Origin of the sequence: Paenibacillus sp. M-152, from assembly GCF_003856555.1 — a bacterium.
Classification (GTDB): domain Bacteria; phylum Bacillota; class Bacilli; order Paenibacillales; family Paenibacillaceae; genus Paenibacillus; species Paenibacillus polymyxa_C.
The window spans coordinates 2,088,832-2,105,645 of sequence record NZ_CP034141.1 but is presented as its reverse complement, the minus strand read 5'-3'; the positions used below and the strand labels follow the sequence as shown (position 1 = coordinate 2,105,645).

The window sequence follows — 16,814 nt, the reverse complement described above, 5'->3', positions numbered from 1 at the left end:
CATCCACGGATGAACTCCTAACCTAGGCCAAGTGAATAGTGAGCTCTTGCTGTCCGCTGGAGGCTGGTGTAACGATTAACCCCTGTTCTCCTGCCAGACTAGTGCCTTCCTTCACTTGAACAGCCTCATGGATACCGCGCAGTACTAACGACCACGGTTTAACGGCACCTTCGGCCTTCACCGTAATGACAGAATCCTTGCGGCTGGCAGTAACCGTTAGCTCTTCTTCACCTGATGTATTCACAATGACCGTGCGGGTCTGTTGCCCCTCACCTAGTTCAAACAAATGAAGCGCTACTTGATCTGCATAATCATAATCCGGACGACGATCCTCATGACCGATAGCCAGCAATGTGTTTGGCTTCACGAGCACAGGCAAGGTTGTAAAATCATGATGCTCGTTGACCCAACGACCGCCAGATACGATTTCATTCGTTAGCAAATTCGTCCATTGACCCTCTGGTACATAATACTGTACATTGCCTTCTTTATTAAAGATCGGAGCTACCAAAATGGAATCCCCCAGCATGTATTGTAGATCCAGCGTGGCACAGGTAGGGTCCTGCGGGTATTCTAATACCATAGCCCGCATCATCGGCAGTCCCTTCACCGAGGATTCCACAGCAGCTGCATACAGGTGTGGCATCAGCGAGCATTTGAGTTTAGTAAAGCTGCGCACTACGTCGACTGACTCTTCGTCAAACAGCCAAGGAACACGGTATGACACATTTCCGTGTAGACGGCTATGGGAGGATAACAGTCCAAACTGTACCCACCGTTTGTACAAGTCCGGCGCAGCCGTTAGTTCAAAGCCGCTAATATCATGGCTCCAAAAGCCAAAACCACTCAAGCCAAGCGATAATCCGCCCCGCAAGGATTCTGCCATCGACTCATACGTGGACGAGCAGTCTCCGCCCCAGTGAACTGGGAACTGTTGTCCCCCGGCTGTGGCAGAACGTGCAAATAATGCGGCTTCATTTTTGCCCAGCTTTTCCTCCAGCACATCAAACACAGCTTTGTTGTACAAATGCGTATAGTAATTATGCATTTTCATTGGATCAGAGCCATCAAAATAAACTACATCTGTTGGAATACGCTCACCAAAGTCGGTTTTGAAGCAATCCACGCCTTGATCGATCAGCACCTTCAGCTTATCCTGATACCAGGCAACTGCAGCCGGATTCGTGAAGTCAACCAGCCCCATTCCCGCCTGCCACATGTCCCACTGCCACACACTGCCATCGGCTGTTTTAACCAAGTAGCCATTCTCCATGCCTTCATCAAACAATATGGACTTTTCTGCAATATACGGATTGATCCATGCGCAAATTTTGAGACCTTTAGCTTTCAATCTCTGCAGCATGCCTTCCGGATCTGGAAACATATCTTGATCCCACTGGAAATCGCACCATTGGTATTCCTTCATCCAGAAGCAGTCAAAATGGAATACCGAGAGTGGCAGATCCCGTTCAGCCATCCCGTCCACAAAATGGTTTACTGTCGCTTCATCATAATCAGTCGTGAACGAAGTGGTCAGCCACAAACCAAAGGTCCAGGCCGGCGGCAATGCAGGCTTGCCTGTCAGCTTGGTATAATTGTCCAGTACCTCCTTAGGATTAGCTCCACCAATAATAAAATACTCTAACGATTCGCCAGAAACGCTAAACTGTACCTTCGAAACATTTTCCGATGCAATCTCATAGGATACCTTTTCCGGATGATTGACGAAGACACCGTACCCTTTATTGGATAAATAAAATGGAATGTTTTTGTACGCCTGTTCACTGCTGGTCCCGCCATCTTCATTCCAAATATCAACGACCTGACCATTTTTCACAAACGGAGTGAAACGCTCTCCAAGACCGTATACGTACTCTCCCATGCCCAGCTCCAGCTGCTCCCGGAAAAAAGGCTGACCCTGTGGGTCCGTAATATAGCCTGGTCCCCGATGCCCACTGCCTGTGACTTTACGATCCTTGACATAAAAGCCTACGTCCCAGCTCTTTCCACGACCGACTCGCACACTCAGATCGCCGCTTTTCAGCACCGCTACATCCTCACCCACCGTAATAGCCACCTCTGTCGGCAAGGTGTGAATTTCAAAATCTGGTCCATGATGCACCCGTCCCTTATGGTGGTTCAGACGCACCCGAATAACATTCGGCATGGGAGAGCTGTAGGTCGCTTTCAGTAACGCTCCGTTCAGCGTATCCCCTTTGTGCTCGATTCGGTGGGTTGCTGCATATACCGTCATGGAAGCATCGTCCGTCACGATATCACGGATGTCAGCAGGATTTTGTATTTCATAGCCCTTGCGAACCAACCAATAGCCATCAGTAAATTTCATCTGTCTCTTCCTCCGTCTCAACTTTTATATTCCTTGATCCCAAATCGCTTATTGGATTTTTTCGAAATCCTTACTATAATAATATTGATTTATGTAAGGGTTTACTTCTTCTATTTTGACGTTTAGTATCAATATTTTGATATTTTCTATATAAATCAGTGTGCCGAAAGGAATCAGTGAAATGCAAAGGGAAATGTTACGAGAAAATCGTATTCACGGCAATCCCATGCATCCAGTCAGCGTATATCCGAGCGTAGAGCAATTGAACGGAAATCGTATATTGGAGTCCCATTGGCATGAGGAAATGGAGTTTATCGTAGTAGAACAGGGGAGCGCTGTATTTCAGACGGATATGATCTATACGGAGGTTAGCGAAGGTGAAGCCCTTTTTGTAAACAGTGGCGAGCTTCACGCCGGTTATTTACAAAAAAGTCCTCGCTGTGTATTTTCTGCGGTGGTGTTTCACCCGGACATGCTGCACAGCCGCACGCAAGATACAGTTCAGACCCAGTTTATTGAACCGTTTATCCATAAAAAGCTCGTCCCTCCCCCTCACATTCGCGGTGTGCAGTCTTGGGAGCAGGAGCTATTGACCGCGTTGAAACGTATTATCACCAGCCATGAACAGAATGCGCCTGCCCGTGAACTGGCGACCAAAGCGCAGCTCTATAGCATAATCGCCTGCCTGTTCCCGCATATGACTCCGGCTAACGGAGAAGACGTGGTTATGGCGAGTCAACGCAACAAGATCGAACGGATCAAAAAAGCACTGGCGTACATCAACAGTCATGCGCATGAGCCCATTCGTTTGCGAGAGATCTCAGATGAGGTTGGGATGAGCGAGGGACATTTCTGTCGTTTCTTCAAGCAGATGGTGCAGAAAAGTCCGGTTGAATATATCAACTATCAGCGGATTCAAAAGGCTTGCAGGTTGCTAGAGCAAAGTGACCGCAAAGTAGTTGATATTGCGCTGGATGTGGGATTTGAAAATCTAAGCTATTTTATTGCAACCTTTAAAAAATGGAACGGCCTGACTCCTTCGCTATACCGCAAGCAGCACGAAGCAGATCAGGCGCTTGCTGTCCCTGCTATAACAGACTGAAAAGCATGATTTTGATTTGAATCGCAGCCAGTAAAGTTACAAAAAAGAAAGAACGAGCGGAAGATCCAGTTCTCCGTTCGTTCTTTCTTTTTTGTTATACATGTCCAATTCACCGAATAAGCAAATCATTTATTTTTTGGCTTCATAAGTATAAGGACAATTTTTCTTCGTTTAATATAGTAGAATATATAACCTCCTACTCCTCCTAAAACAGAGGGAATTAACCAGCCTAATCCTACATCATATAACGGAAGAATTTGAGTGAAAAAATCATTAATTACTTTAATTTTTATTCCAGCAGCATTCAAGCCGTCAAATAGACTAACAATGAAGGTTAATATTAAACTGCCTTGATATACTTCTGATTTTCCTTTAAACACGGAATGTAAAAATGTTAAAAATATTAGAGAAATCGCAATAGGATATATTGCAATTAACACTGGCGTTGAAACCTTAATGAGCTGTGTTAAACCTATATTGGCTACAATGGTACTAAATATGGATAACATGAGAGCAATTCTTTTATAAGAAACTTTCGGAAACAATGTATGAAAAAAGGAAGAACAGGACGTAATAAGCCCTACGCTTGTCGTTAAACACGCTACTGTAATCATTAAGCCTAATAAAATGGAGCCGTAAGATCCAAAATAATAGGATGAAACCTTGGCTAACACCTCAGCACCATTTTCTAAAACACCCAGTTTTTCAACGCTAGAAGCTCCCATGTAGGCAAGAGACGTATAGATAAATGCTAAGAGGACAACCGCAATGGTTATCGATTTGGCACAAATAATCATCAGCTCTTTTTTGGCAGTAACTCCTCTTTCCTTAATTGCATTCACAATGATAATTCCAAAAATAAAGGCTACAAGAGCATCCAATGTTAAATAACCTTCTTGAAAACCTTTGAAAAAGACGTGCGAAGTATAGCCTTCAGCAGGTGCTTGGAAGGCTCCTATGGGGTGAATAAGAGCTACAACCACCAGGATTCCAATGAATGTCAATTTAATGGGGGTTAAAAACTTTCCGATCACATCAATAATTTTTGTAGGGTTAAGTGATAACAAGCATGCAACTCCAAAAAAAAGAATTGTAAATACAAAAAGTGCGACAGGATGATCTGTATGGTTTGAAAAAAAAGGTTTTACTCCAATTTCAAACGACACACTACCGGTTCTTGGAATTGCATATAAAGGGCCAATGGCTAGATAAAGGATCGTTGTAAAGACAATCCCGAATACAGGATGTACCCGACTCGCTAAAGTTTGTAAATTGCTTTTGCCTGAAAAAACAAAGGCAGTGATGGCTAGTAACGGTAAACCAACTCCGGTAACCAAGAAACCCGCATTGGCTATCCATACATTCTCTCCAGCCATTTGACCAAGCATAGGTGGGAAGATTAGATTCCCTGCACCAAAAAATAAGGCAAATAGCATCGATCCTATAATAATAATAAAGGACGAAGAAACACTTTTTGACATAATAAATCCTCCAACCATGAAATCACAACAATTTGTTATCATTCATTTTCTTTTTATTTTGTATAGTACTTGTGAATAGGGCATAGCAGCACCAAGTAGGGATAGCCATCCGCTAACCCTTCCCGATCGGTGTAAGAACATTATCCAAGATGTGAGTTTCGATAACTCATCATTACACAATACTCTATATACGTTCACGGTTTCAAGTAACTTTGTACTTGCGAAAGAACCACTTCATCCCCTTGCTCTAGCAATTTATTATGCTATCAGTATGACCATGTCAGCCAGACCTTAGAAAAATTCTGCTTCTTGCCAGTTTCTCCTCCTACTAAATGAGCCCAATGAACTATGAACAATTTTACACGTAGGACTTAATTCTTACAAGATAATAAAAGCTCTGTATAACCCATCTAGAATTGATTGCAATAAGCACAGGAAATCTTGGGAAAATGCCCTATGGATTCAATTGAATCATCCTTACAATTAATAGTACAGACAATGCTTAATGACGTTGTCAACACATTGAGCGGCTACAATTTGAAGGGGTGCTTAAACATGAGGAATTTGGCAAAACGCAACTATTGGTCTTTGAGCGTTTTTAACTTCGCTTATCTGTTTACATGGTCTGCCGCCATGTCTTTTTTTGTCATTTGGCTGGGACAAAGCCTGGGGATTTCAGAAACCTACACAGGATTTTTATACGCGGCGAACTCTATCGTCGCCTTGATCATGCAACCCCTGTTTGGGTACTTATCCGACAAGCTGGGCTTGAGAAAACATCTGCTGTACATACTCTTTACGATCCTTTTGCTCGTCGGGCCCTTTTTTATCTATGTATACGGTCCATTGCTTCAAACGCAGTTCGTCATTGGTGCCATTGTCGGTGCACTATTTATCGGTTTGGTGTTTAATGCAGGTAACGGTGTCGTCGATTCCTATATGGACAAAGTATCGCGCAAATACGGCTTTGAATACGGACGAGTTCGTATGTGGGGCTCACTCGGGTGGGCGGCCGCTACTTTTGTTGCGGGGCGGGTCATCAACATCAATGTAAATCTGACCTTCTGGATTGCCTCCGTATCTGCCGTTGTTGCCATGATCTGCATCTTCCTGACCAAAGTCGAAATTTCTGGACAGGAGCAGCAGAAAACTGAATCGTTGAAGCTCATTGACGTACTGCATCTCGTACGCACCACAAAGTTCTGGTTTCTCATGCTATTCATGGTTGGCGTGACCCAAATTTATGAGGTATATGACCAGCAATTTGCCACCTATTTCGTATCTCAGTTCAGTTCCAAAGCAGAAGGAAATCAATTCCTTGGCGATTTAAGTGCTGTGCAGGTATTCCTAGAATTTGTGTTCCTGTTTGTTACCCCATGGTTTGTGAACAAAACGACTGCCAAATGGGCATTGATTATTGCCGGAACGATCATGTCGTTGCGTATTATCGGTTCTTCGCTGCCATTCGGTTCTATATGGGTGGCTGCGATGAAGATGATTCACTCCCTGGAAAAACCGCTGATTCTGGTAGCCATCTTCAAGTACATTACCGTCAACTTTGACCAGCGCTTATCGTCCACCATGTACCTACTGTATCTGTTTATGGGCTCCCTGGTGGTATCTGTTTTCTCACCTATTGTCGGACATATGTATGAAGTTCTGAATTTCCCAATTACTTATGTTATTTTGGGTTCCATTGCAGGTCTGTTCACCATCATTTCCTGCTTTACGCTAACAGCTGACAAGAAAAATGGAGAACGATATCTAGAGGAACGCCGCAAACAGAATCTGAAAAAAGCTGCTAAACAAGCTGAAGCAGTTCATTCGTAATTATATGTAAATTAATTCCGACACAAGAGTTGAATACAACAGCGGTAGTCTAGGACTTGTTTTTCTCGTCCAAGACTACCGCTAACTTGCTTTAAATTTTGAATACAGACACCGTTTGATTCATCTCTTCCGCCCGCTTGGCAAGCATGTTAGCACCTGCGGACACTTCCTCCATGGAAGCAGTAGTTTCCTCGACTACGCTTGCGACTGTTTGAGTAGAGTCGGCTGCACGTTCGGAGATTTCGGCAATTTTCTTCATAGATTCCACCATAGAAATGGTTCCTTCATTTACGGATCTTGCTTCTACAGCCGCCGTGTCTACCTCACCGCTCACCTCTTCCACGGCACCGACAATTTCAGAAAAGACGTTACCGACACCTTCGACAAGCATCATACCTTCATTTAGAGATTGAACACCTTCATTCATCGAAATCACAACTTCGTCTGTTCTTAATGCGATTTCGTTGACCAGAGAGGAAATCTTGCCCGTTGCTTCACTTGCTTGTGCCGACAAATTACGTACTTCATAAGCGACAACCGCAAATCCTTTTCCCTGCTCTCCCGCTCTTGCAGCTTCTATACTCGCATTGAGTGAAAGCAAGTTGGTGCGAGCAGATATATCACTGATCATAGCTGTGATCTGTCTAATCTCCGCAGATTTTTCGCCTAGAATATTTACCACTTCAGCGGATTGAGTTACCTTGGTATGCACATCTCTTATTTGAGAGACAGTGGAAGACATTTGGGTTTTCCCGTTGTTTGCTTTTTCTTGTGCTTGGGTTGTGAGGTTCGCCACATTCACAAAGCGATTGGTTATGCTCTCTACACTTTTAGAAACGCCTACCGTGTAATTCAGCGTTTCAGCTATATCTGCAAGCTGTGTCTGAGAACCCTCCGCAACCTGAGTGGCACTTATAGCTATCTGCTCGGTAGCAATGCTTGTCTGTTCTGCACTGGCCGTTAGCTGTTCAGCCGTAGAGGCAACCAGTAAGGAATTATCCACAACTTCCTTTAAAAGGTTACGTAGCGAATCGCACATTTCATTAAAATCGGATGCCAGCTCCCCGACCTCATCTTTGGATCGGACCCTAAGGGGTTCCACTTGCAGGTCCCCTCTCGTTACCAGCTTTATCTGTTCTGCTATTTTTAATATGGGCTTAGTGAACGATTGAGCCAATAAAAAAGAACCGATAATTCCAAGGATCGTACATATGATAGTCAAAGAAATCATCAAAAGTCTACCTGAATGGTAAGATTGACTCGATTGATTAGCTGCCTCAGTGGCATACTGCTCATTAAGCAGCTTCAGTTTATTTACATCGTCTAATGCTGCCTTATAAATAGAAGAATTTCCATGAATGATCATGTAGGCCATCACTTTGTCGTTTTCTTCCATGGCCGCAGAAACCACCTTTAGATGGCGAAGATACATTGCCCACTGACCATAAAAGTTGGTGAACAGTTCTTTTTCCTCTGCCGTAGAGGCCAAACTTTGATATTTATTTACACTCTTATCCATTGAATCTGTAGCTTTGGCTAGTTCTTCTTGATAAGTGCTGCGAGCAGCTGCATCCTCTTCGAGTATCATTCGAACGGTGAGTCTATCGATTTCTGTAATCTGCTTATCCATACCTTGAAGAAGAATAACCGCAGGTAACGACCTGTTATTTACCTTATCAGAAGCCTCCCCCATTTCCGACATCTTAATGACGCCTATAACACTTGAAAGGGACAGTACGATTACCAGTATGAGCGCTGCACTAATTATTTTTTTCTTTAATGTTAATTTAAACACCCTTATCTTCCTCCCGTGACTGGTCTCGTATCATCCCTGCTGAGCTTTCCAGTATATGCGTATTTGGCGTAAGAGCTCAGCCTTATCTATCTTTCCACTGATATAGCTTTGGATAGATGCTCCTGTGATGGCCCCATGATCAGGTGGAAGGGTTGCCATAAACGGCAGCGTCTTTCCGTTCGACATATATGACTTGATCGATTTACTCAAGGGATCGGAAGGCACTAAGTCAATATTCTTAAAGGCTGGTATAACATTAGCCTTGTTAACCAAAAGTTCCTGTCCCGACTTTTCGTATACCAGCCAGTTTAAAAATTTCTTTGCTTCCTCTTGCTGCTGTGGCGTAGTAGCTGTGGAGTCAATGAATACATACTTTGTCACACCAACTGTGATCTTTGAATTGTTGGGATCATCTGTATTATCGTTTAGCGGAAGAGGCAAGAACCCGTATTCCTCATTTGCCGTATCATTGCTCTTTATTCCATTCCAAGCCCAGTTGCCCATAAACCAAAGCCCTACCTTGCCCTCTCCCAAAGCTTTGGATCCATCCTCATACGTACTGTCCAAAGGCGCGTGTTTATTGATGTTGTTATCCTTGAGCAGATCTAAAGTTTGTACCCATCCAGACATTACATTGTTTTGGGACATATCGATGGAGTTGTTCTGCATACCTTTAACAAACTCTGGAAAACCTCCAGGTTGAACAGAATAAGCCAGAGCCAGAAGATGAGAGCCAAGAGACCAGTCCATTGGTGAAAGCATGACTGGTGCTACTCCCGACTTCTGAATTTTAGCCATTAATGAATTCAGGCTGCTTCTACTGTTGACCGAAGAAGGATCAAAAGGACCCCCTGTTGCCTTGTCCAATACTTTTTTGTTATAGATTAATCCGTAGCCTTCCACTGCAAATGGGAATCCCAGCACAGCATCGTTTTTCTTAACTGCATCAAGTCCATTTTCTATCGTATCGGCTACCCACTTCTCTTTACTTAAGTCAACGGCTTTATCCAGGAATGTCTGCGTGTCACCCGGGTCAAGCATCGACATCGTTGCTGGGCTTCCTGAGCCGTACATCGACATCAGCTTTTGATATGCAGACGTTCCCTCTGGAGCGGTTATAATTTCTAAAGATACTTCAGGGTGCTCTTGATTGTATTGTTTTGCGACTTCTTCTAATTGGGTTTTTATTTCAGATTTAGAATTCAAAAATGTAATCTTGGTCGTCTGCTGTGATACTGGTGATGCTGAACAACCTATAAACATCATTAAACATGCTAGAGAAATCGCAACTTTTAGCTGTTTTCTCATTAACTTTCCCCCTAAGGATTTACTTTGTAAATTTTATGAACAATATTCAATGTTATCGACATAATTCCCCAGGAAGATTAGAATTTTTTGGGTGGTAAATATCGGAATTCAGTTGAATAGTACAAACTGGTTGTTACGTCAAGTTGATGAACAGGAAAACGCAACAAATTTTTATCCAGTCGCGTCTTAATATGGGGGAAAGTTACTGTGCAACAAATTAATCAAAAAAAGGAGCAATCTTTTATGAACAAGGCATTCTTTGGCGCTTTTCTTGCTATCTTTTTATGTATTTCATCGTCCACTGCTTATGCAGCACAAAATCAAATCAAAATTGACGGTGTGGCTATAGCAACCGATGCAAAGCCACAAATGAAGAACAAACGTACAATGGTGCCTCTACGTGTTATTAGCGAAAGTTTGGGGGCTAACGTCGAATGGTCCGATTCCGAGGTTATTCTCGCTAAAAGCGATATGAAAGTAAAATTAGCAGTAAACAAAAGCACAGCGGAGAAAAACGGTCAAAAGATACAGCTTGATGTAAAACCATACTTGAAAAATAACAACATATATGTTCCACTTCGTTTTATTGCAGAGACATTTGGCTGTAATGTCAATTACAGCAACTTTGCAGTGACTATTAATATTGAACCATTGCTCATAGACGGTGTACAAGTAAAGGCACTTCAACAGGAATACCATATGATTATGGGCGGCGTAGTTCAGCAAATTCATGGCAATGCATATAACAAAGCCATTTATAATATTTTTGCAAAAAACAAAGGCGAAAAAGTCGAAGCACCTGAAAACTATTCTTGGAGACTCACTATTGACACACCTGGGTCTTATTATAAAAATGCACAATACGATTTTTTAGACCAAAAAGGGAAAAGCTTAGCTCGTTTTGATGTGTATTCTTTAATCCAGTCCTTTCCATCCGAAGTTTTAATCGGGTATCCCAAATTTTTGATTCATGACGTATCCAAAGATGAGTGGTACTTGTTTAGCGATAGCGCAGCAAAATCTATTAATCAGTTAATTAATAATGCTACAAATAATGGTTTTATGACGGTTATAAGTAATACAGTTGCATAATACGATTTTATCTTATTATCGTCTCTATTAGATAAAAGGCGAATTCCCAGCTGAATAAAACAGCATGGGAACTCGCCTTGTTTAAAACCTGTACAAGCTCAACTCCTACTTTTACATAGTAAAGGAGTACGGGGAGTTATTTGTCCATCTGTAGCATTTCGGACTCATAGGACTGAAATGCATTTTCCATCCCCATTACTACATCTTTAATCTTCATATATCCTTTGGTATACGGCTCCGAATCACGAATTTCTTCCCACATATAGTGATATTGCTTCATATCCTCTGTTTCGCATACAACGAAATCCGTATAGTCCTTTCCGGGCAGTGCTTCTGCATCGAAAAAACGAACCTGAACATGTTCGCTGTACTTCTGAATACGAGCCTGCAAGGCCCCCGCATGTTTGCGGCGTTCTTCCCGAGGAAGAGCCAACCAAGAAGGGTAGAATTCCAATAATACAATCATCATATAACGCATATGCCTATCTCCTTTTTAGTGAAGCTTGAATGGATTTATCGTTATTGTACGCTGCTTGTCTGCCAAGCCGCATTAACATAGGTTAATGCGGCTTGCTGCGCAGCAAACGACTAAGTGAGACGGGGGATACACCTATGTACGAAGCTATATGGTATTGTGCAACTCGTTTGTCTAACCCGGGATACTTGAGAAGAAAGGCATCATAACGTTCCCTAGCAGAAAGATATAACAATTCGCGTTCCCGTTCCTCTTTGCGAATGTACAGTCTTTCTACGCTTTTACGCACGAATCTTTCCCACATATGGCTTGTATCCATAAGCTCCTTTAATACGTAATATGGAATTTCAATAACAACCGAATCTTCCATGGCCTCAATCGTAAAAGTGGATGGTTTACCTTGAACCATAGCGCCATAAGAGGTTACATAATCATCTTCTGGTGAAAAACCAACATTATACTCTCTGCCATCTGCCAAAGTATAAAACAAACGGAATAATCCCTCCGAACAAAAATAAGCATGTTTCACAGGTTCCCCTGTTTCAATAAGATATGTCCCTTGCTGAACATGCCTCACACGGGTTTGCTCTACAAACCTGTTCCAATCCTGATCTATAATTGAGGCTTGATGAGCCATTTGTTCTAATGAACGATAATATAATTGCATCTCCTCACCACCCCACAAAACGTTGATTAAGGAATCAAAGATACCTTTAGGACTATATAAGAAAACAGGGGCTATCCCACAGGTCTGGGTAGACCTGCAGGACAACCCCAGTGATGTATTCTATCAGGCTTCCGTAGCATCCTTTTCCACGAAAAGAGACACCTTGCGTATACCGTCGGCTCCGATCACGACAAGTCCCTGGTCCGACAGGCGGATTTCAGGGATTACGACCAGTGCGAGCAGCGACAGTGTCATTAGCGCGTTGTTCAACATGCAGCCGGATTGCTGAAGTGCCTGGCTGATGCTTTCGGACTGCGCAGCTACCTCAGCAAACGGAGCTGGGGACATCAGCCCGGCGATCGGAAGCGGGAAGCGCGTCTCACCCGAGGCGGATACGACCACCACGCCGCCACGCAGGGCAACGGCCTGCTTCGCCGCCTGGGTCATGAGCTCGTCATCATTGCCGATGACGAGCAGGTTGTGGCTATCATGCGCGACGGTCATGGCAATTGCGGCTGGCTCGGTGAAGCCGACGCCTGTCACAAGTGCTACCGCGTGGCTGCCACTGGCATGATGCCGCTCGAAAACGGCGATTTTGCACAAGTCTTGTGCAGGATCTGATGCAACTTCACCATCACGCACCGGAACGGTCATCCGCACTTCCTTCGTATCTACATGATTTTCCGTGACACGAATTACCCGTACAGATACATTCCCTTCCTGCACTGGAGCCGCAATACGGAAATCTGCGGCACTCAGCTCTCGACCCAAATGGACCGTGTCCATTACTTCCGCAGGATAAACGAAGCCCTCCCAGTCGGCGACCATTTGACCGTACTCGGCCACCAGTTGACCCGCTGCAATGGTAGCCGTCACATTCACTTCGGCCAATCGGCCATCAAGCAAGATAATATCGGCAATCGCACCGGGAATGATCGAGCCAATGTCCCGTGCCACGCCGAAGCGCTCTGCCGTATTCAGCGTTGCCATTTGAAAGGCAGTCACTGGCTTAACGCCCTGCGCAATGGCATGACGGACAACGAAATCCATCTGCCCTTCATGGAGCAAGGATTCTGCGCTGCGATCATCCGTCACCAGCATCATACGGCGCGTGTCGAGACCCATTTCCGTGCTGGCACGGATCGTCTCGGCCACATCATGCCATGCGGAGCCTTGCCGCATCTTGGCATACATGCCGAGCCGAATACGCTCGGCTACATCCTCGGGCGTGGCACATTCGTGATCGCCCGTAATTCCTGCGGCTGCATAGACCGGCAGCCGCCAATCATCGGAGGCCCATGTAAAATGGCCATCCGCCACTTTGCCGGCGCGCAGCGTGGCCTGAATTTCCCCGATCATCACGTCGTCGCCATAGACGACGCCAGGGAAATTCATAACTTCGCCCAGCCCGATCATATCCGGGCCCCAGCTTAGAGCCTCTGCGACTTCCGCCGGACCGAAAGAGGCACCTGTCGTTTCCAGCTCTGGGCCTGTGGAAGGCACGCACGAAGCTACCTGCATGTAAGCAGCCAGCGGTGTCGTGCGTGCTTCGTCCAGCATCAGACGAAGCCCTTTTAGACCCAGCACATTGGAAATTTCATGTGGGTCAAAAAAACCGCCCGTCACGCCCAGCGGCAGTACTGCCTTCGCAAACTCAGTTACGGTGAGCTGTGTGCTTTCGATATGACAATGTCCGTCCAGCAAACCCGGTGCCATATAGCGGCCTTCCGCTTCAATGATTACGGTGTCTTCTCCAATCGTATGGCTAACGTCTCTACCGACATATGCGATACGAGAACCTTGCACAGCAATAGACATGCCCGGTAACAATTCGCCCGATACCACATTGACCAGCGTACCTCCGCGGATCACCAGCGATGCCTTGCGCTCCCCTCTAGCTGTAGCTATCAACTCGGGTACACAGTCCGCCAGCGGCGGGCGTTGAAATACTCTCTTCATGTCCATTACGTTTGTAACCTCCGTTTATGCTTCTTACCTGTTTGGCTTATTTGCTTATGTTACTGGAATACGCTCAACAATGCCAGCCGCCCCTAAAGAACATGGTCACTTTATTCCACTTTACGGATATACGTCTCCGATTCCTGCGAACTCACGAATGGCGTAATCTCCCCTATGCTATATATATGCAGCAAATGCATCGCTCGCGTACAGGCCGTGTAGAACAATTTACGCTCACTCTCACGCTGGTATTCTTGGACTGATCCGTCATAAATGAGGACCGCATCAAACTCCACGCCTTTCGCCAGGTAGGCCGGAATGATATGAATCCCCTTTTCAAAAGCAGGGGTTGTTTTCTTAATTAATTTTGGCTTTACTGGCAGTTGTCCTTCCAGTGCTTCGTAGGCTGCCGCGCTTTCATCAGCATTTTTACAGATCACCGCGATGGATTCATAACCCTCTGCCAGCAATTTTGTAACATTCCCAGCAATCAGTTGGTGAAGCTTTTCACGCGAGTTCACCTCGGTTACCAGAGGCTTCTCACCCTTACGGTTAAACGGAACAATATGCTCTCCCCCTGCTACCATCCCCCGGGTAAACTCTACAATCTCCTGTGTTGAGCGATAGCTGCGTGTCAGGGAAATCATCTCGGTCTGGTCTGCTCCATACAGGTCATACAATGGTTCTGCATCCTGAAGCACCGAAGCATGGGCATAGATGGCCTGATTAAAATCGCCGAGTGCCGTCATTTTAGCCTGCGGAAATAATCGTTTAAAGAAAGCCAGCTGGAATGGTGAATAGTCCTGTGCCTCATCAATAAACACATGACGGATGTTACTATTGGAACGGAAGCCCAGCATCAGCTCACGCAAATATAAAAAGGGCGTCACATCCTCATACGCTAATTCTCCAGCCTGAATTCGTTTCAGAGTTTGCCGACTAATTTCACTCCAGTTGACGGGTAGCTCTGCATGATTCGACAGTTGACTTAATAACGTCTCGTTCATAAACAACTCGCTGTATAGACGGGTTGTATCCACGAAGCGAAGTGCCTTAATCCACTTGCGCAAGGGCTTTAAGCGGTCACTGACCACCATACGTGCCAATATTTCTCTTTCACGTGTAAAGTCGTCGAAGGTATCGCCTTTATTCTTGGATTTACGGCGCATGCGGTTATATGCACGCTGATAATCCTCCGGCTCCATCAGATCCATCTGCTGGTCCACCCAAGGAGCGGAGCATTCTTCCTTACCAAAGCGGGCCAGCTCTTTGAGCATCCAATCGCGCAACAGTTCCAATCGGTTCGCCAGCCGCACAGCCGAGTCGAATTCATAAAACTTGCTTGCCATTTGCTCTACTGAAATCACCTCACGTCCCTGAAAACGAACAGGTTTAAAACGCATTCCCTCCTGTTCCAGATGCGCCTTGTAGCCTGTAATCACATGTAAGAACGTCTTGGATGACTTAAAACGGATACCTTCCATCCTAGCTTCATACCCAGGCTGTGACGACGCTGATAGCACATATTCCAGCTGCTCAAAAGGATCTTCTAACTGAAACTCCCGGCCCAAACGCCGTTCCAAATATTCCTGAAACGTGGCCTGAAGCATATTTTCCTCACCCAATTCAGGCAATACCGTCGAAACATAACTGTTAAACATGGGGTTTGGCGAAAATAACACGACCTGATCCGCTCGCAAGCGATCCCGATACTTATACAGCAAATACGCTACTCTCTGAAGCGCAGCAGAGGTTTTGCCGCTTCCTGCCGCTCCCTGAACAATAAGCATACGGCTTCGGTCATCACGGATGATGCGATTCTGCTCCTTTTGAATGGTTGCGACAATACTTTTCATTTGAGCATCCGAGCTCCGGCTTAATACGGCTTGAAGGAGTTCGTCTCCAATGGTCACTCCTGTATCGAACATAAAGCGAATCTGTCCGTCACGGATTGAGAATTGGCGTTTGAGCGTCAGTTCTCCTTCCATCTCTCCTGCTGGGGTCTTATAAGAAGCGGGACCTGGCATGTTATCGTAATAAAGATTCGAAATAGGCGCACGCCAGTCGTAGATCAGAAATTCCTCATCCTGATTATCCAGCAGGGAGGCAATGCCCAGATAAATACGCTCCGCAGTCTGCCCTTCCTCAGCAAAATCAATGCGTGCAAAATAGGGTGAGTCCAGCAACTTTTTCAAACGACCTAGCGCCTCAGTGGAATGCTTGTGTCTTCGTTCCCGCTCAGACAAAATCTCAGACTGCTGACGCAAACTGGTGGACGTCTCACCCACATCATCCGCCTCACTGAAATTGATCGTTACCTCATCCCAGAAGTCTTTACGCATATCGACGACATCGCCGCGCACAGAACCAACCTCTGTCTCCAGCTTCCGAATACGTCCGCTAATGACTGCGGTCACATCTTCTACTCTTCGTTGTTCCTCATTCCATTGCTGCTCAGTAGTCACTGACATCGCTCCTGTTCCGTTTCCTCCTGCTCCGCGCAGGGCTCCCTTGCGTACAAACTATGCTCTATTATGGACCCGGGCATACTCATCGCATCCCCCTGATCCGGGAAAATTGACTATTCCTTTGAAGCATGCTATAATGTAACAAGAAGTGTGTTAACAACTTATGCAATACGGTTTTACGATGTAAAACATAGCATCCTCTATTGTAGCAAGTTCAGTCCCTGTTCGCAACCAGTGGGCTTTTTTTTGTATTTTCTGGCAATCTTCCATTAGCCTGTTCCTACATCCTT

Annotated in this window: 11 protein-coding genes; 3 read left to right on the top strand and 8 right to left on the bottom strand. The window is 45.1% G+C overall.

Going from position 1 to position 16,814, the window contains the following annotated elements; genetic code table 11:
- Nucleotides 1–22: 22 nt before the first annotated feature.
- A complete protein-coding gene (yicI, locus tag EGM68_RS09630) occupies nucleotides 23–2,347 on the bottom strand; it encodes an alpha-xylosidase (RefSeq protein ID WP_129549081.1) in 2,325 nt (774 codons plus the stop codon).
- A gap of 181 nt (nucleotides 2,348–2,528) precedes the next feature.
- On the opposite strand from yicI, the gene EGM68_RS09625 reads away from it, so the two are divergent.
- A complete protein-coding gene (locus EGM68_RS09625) occupies nucleotides 2,529–3,449 on the top strand; it encodes an AraC family transcriptional regulator (RefSeq protein WP_129549080.1) in 921 nt (306 codons plus the stop codon).
- Nucleotides 3,450–3,574: 125 nt separating this feature from the next.
- Here EGM68_RS09625 and brnQ read toward each other — a convergent pair whose 3' ends face one another.
- A complete protein-coding gene (gene brnQ, locus EGM68_RS09620) occupies nucleotides 3,575–4,930 on the bottom strand; it encodes a branched-chain amino acid transport system II carrier protein (RefSeq protein ID WP_025677948.1) in 1,356 nt (451 codons plus the stop codon).
- 555 nt (nucleotides 4,931–5,485) lie between these two features.
- On the opposite strand from brnQ, the gene EGM68_RS09615 reads away from it, so the two are divergent.
- The gene (locus EGM68_RS09615; protein WP_129549079.1) at nucleotides 5,486–6,760 is read left to right on the top strand and encodes an oligosaccharide MFS transporter; all 1,275 of its coding nucleotides are present in this window, start codon (nucleotides 5,486–5,488) and stop codon (nucleotides 6,758–6,760) included.
- Between the two features lie 91 nt (nucleotides 6,761–6,851).
- On the opposite strand, the gene EGM68_RS09610 is transcribed toward EGM68_RS09615, so the two are convergent.
- Complete coding sequence (locus tag EGM68_RS09610; RefSeq protein ID WP_129549078.1) at nucleotides 6,852–8,555, bottom strand: methyl-accepting chemotaxis protein; 1,704 nt, start codon at nucleotides 8,553–8,555, stop codon at nucleotides 6,852–6,854.
- Nucleotides 8,556–8,585: 30 nt separating this feature from the next.
- A complete protein-coding gene (locus EGM68_RS09605) occupies nucleotides 8,586–9,863 on the bottom strand; it encodes an ABC transporter substrate-binding protein (RefSeq protein ID WP_013370580.1) in 1,278 nt (425 codons plus the stop codon).
- Between the two features lie 243 nt (nucleotides 9,864–10,106).
- On the opposite strand from EGM68_RS09605, the gene EGM68_RS09600 reads away from it, so the two are divergent.
- Nucleotides 10,107–10,955 carry a copper amine oxidase N-terminal domain-containing protein gene (locus tag EGM68_RS09600; RefSeq protein WP_025677956.1) on the top strand — a complete coding sequence of 283 codons (849 nt, stop codon included), beginning with the start codon at nucleotides 10,107–10,109 and terminating at the stop codon, nucleotides 10,953–10,955.
- 136 nt (nucleotides 10,956–11,091) lie between these two features.
- On the opposite strand, the gene EGM68_RS09595 is transcribed toward EGM68_RS09600, so the two are convergent.
- The 4 genes from EGM68_RS09595 to helD form a co-directional block, all read right to left on the bottom strand.
- Nucleotides 11,092–11,433, bottom strand: coding sequence for a darcynin family protein (locus tag EGM68_RS09595; protein WP_013370578.1), 342 nt, complete (start codon nucleotides 11,431–11,433; stop codon nucleotides 11,092–11,094).
- Between the two features lie 82 nt (nucleotides 11,434–11,515).
- Nucleotides 11,516–12,097, bottom strand: coding sequence for a Crp/Fnr family transcriptional regulator (locus EGM68_RS09590; protein ID WP_129549077.1), 582 nt, complete (start codon nucleotides 12,095–12,097; stop codon nucleotides 11,516–11,518).
- 123 nt (nucleotides 12,098–12,220) lie between these two features.
- Nucleotides 12,221–14,062 (bottom strand): adenine deaminase, encoded by a 1,842-nt coding sequence (locus tag EGM68_RS09585; RefSeq protein WP_129549076.1) that lies wholly within the window; start codon nucleotides 14,060–14,062, stop codon nucleotides 12,221–12,223.
- 104 nt (nucleotides 14,063–14,166) lie between these two features.
- Nucleotides 14,167–16,527 (bottom strand): RNA polymerase recycling motor HelD, encoded by a 2,361-nt coding sequence (gene helD, locus EGM68_RS09580; protein WP_228392896.1) that lies wholly within the window; start codon nucleotides 16,525–16,527, stop codon nucleotides 14,167–14,169.
- Nucleotides 16,528–16,814 lie beyond the last annotated feature (287 nt).

Bases quoted from the DNA above. Each gene is read 5' to 3' on its own strand.
- yicI (WP_129549081.1), bottom strand. From the start codon at position 2,347: ATGAAATTTACTGATGGCTATTGGTTGGTTCGCAAGGGCTATGAAATA.
- EGM68_RS09625 (WP_129549080.1), top strand. From the start codon at position 2,529: ATGCAAAGGGAAATGTTACGAGAAAATCGTATTCACGGCAATCCCATG.
- brnQ (WP_025677948.1), bottom strand. From the start codon at position 4,930: ATGTCAAAAAGTGTTTCTTCGTCCTTTATTATTATTATAGGATCGATG.
- EGM68_RS09615 (WP_129549079.1), top strand. From the start codon at position 5,486: ATGAGGAATTTGGCAAAACGCAACTATTGGTCTTTGAGCGTTTTTAAC.
- EGM68_RS09605 (WP_013370580.1), bottom strand. From the start codon at position 9,863: ATGAGAAAACAGCTAAAAGTTGCGATTTCTCTAGCATGTTTAATGATG.
- EGM68_RS09600 (WP_025677956.1), top strand. From the start codon at position 10,107: ATGAACAAGGCATTCTTTGGCGCTTTTCTTGCTATCTTTTTATGTATT.
- EGM68_RS09595 (WP_013370578.1), bottom strand. From the start codon at position 11,433: ATGCGTTATATGATGATTGTATTATTGGAATTCTACCCTTCTTGGTTG.
- EGM68_RS09590 (WP_129549077.1), bottom strand. From the start codon at position 12,097: ATGCAATTATATTATCGTTCATTAGAACAAATGGCTCATCAAGCCTCA.
- EGM68_RS09585 (WP_129549076.1), bottom strand. From the start codon at position 14,062: ATGGACATGAAGAGAGTATTTCAACGCCCGCCGCTGGCGGACTGTGTA.
- helD (WP_228392896.1), bottom strand. From the start codon at position 16,527: ATGTCAGTGACTACTGAGCAGCAATGGAATGAGGAACAACGAAGAGTA.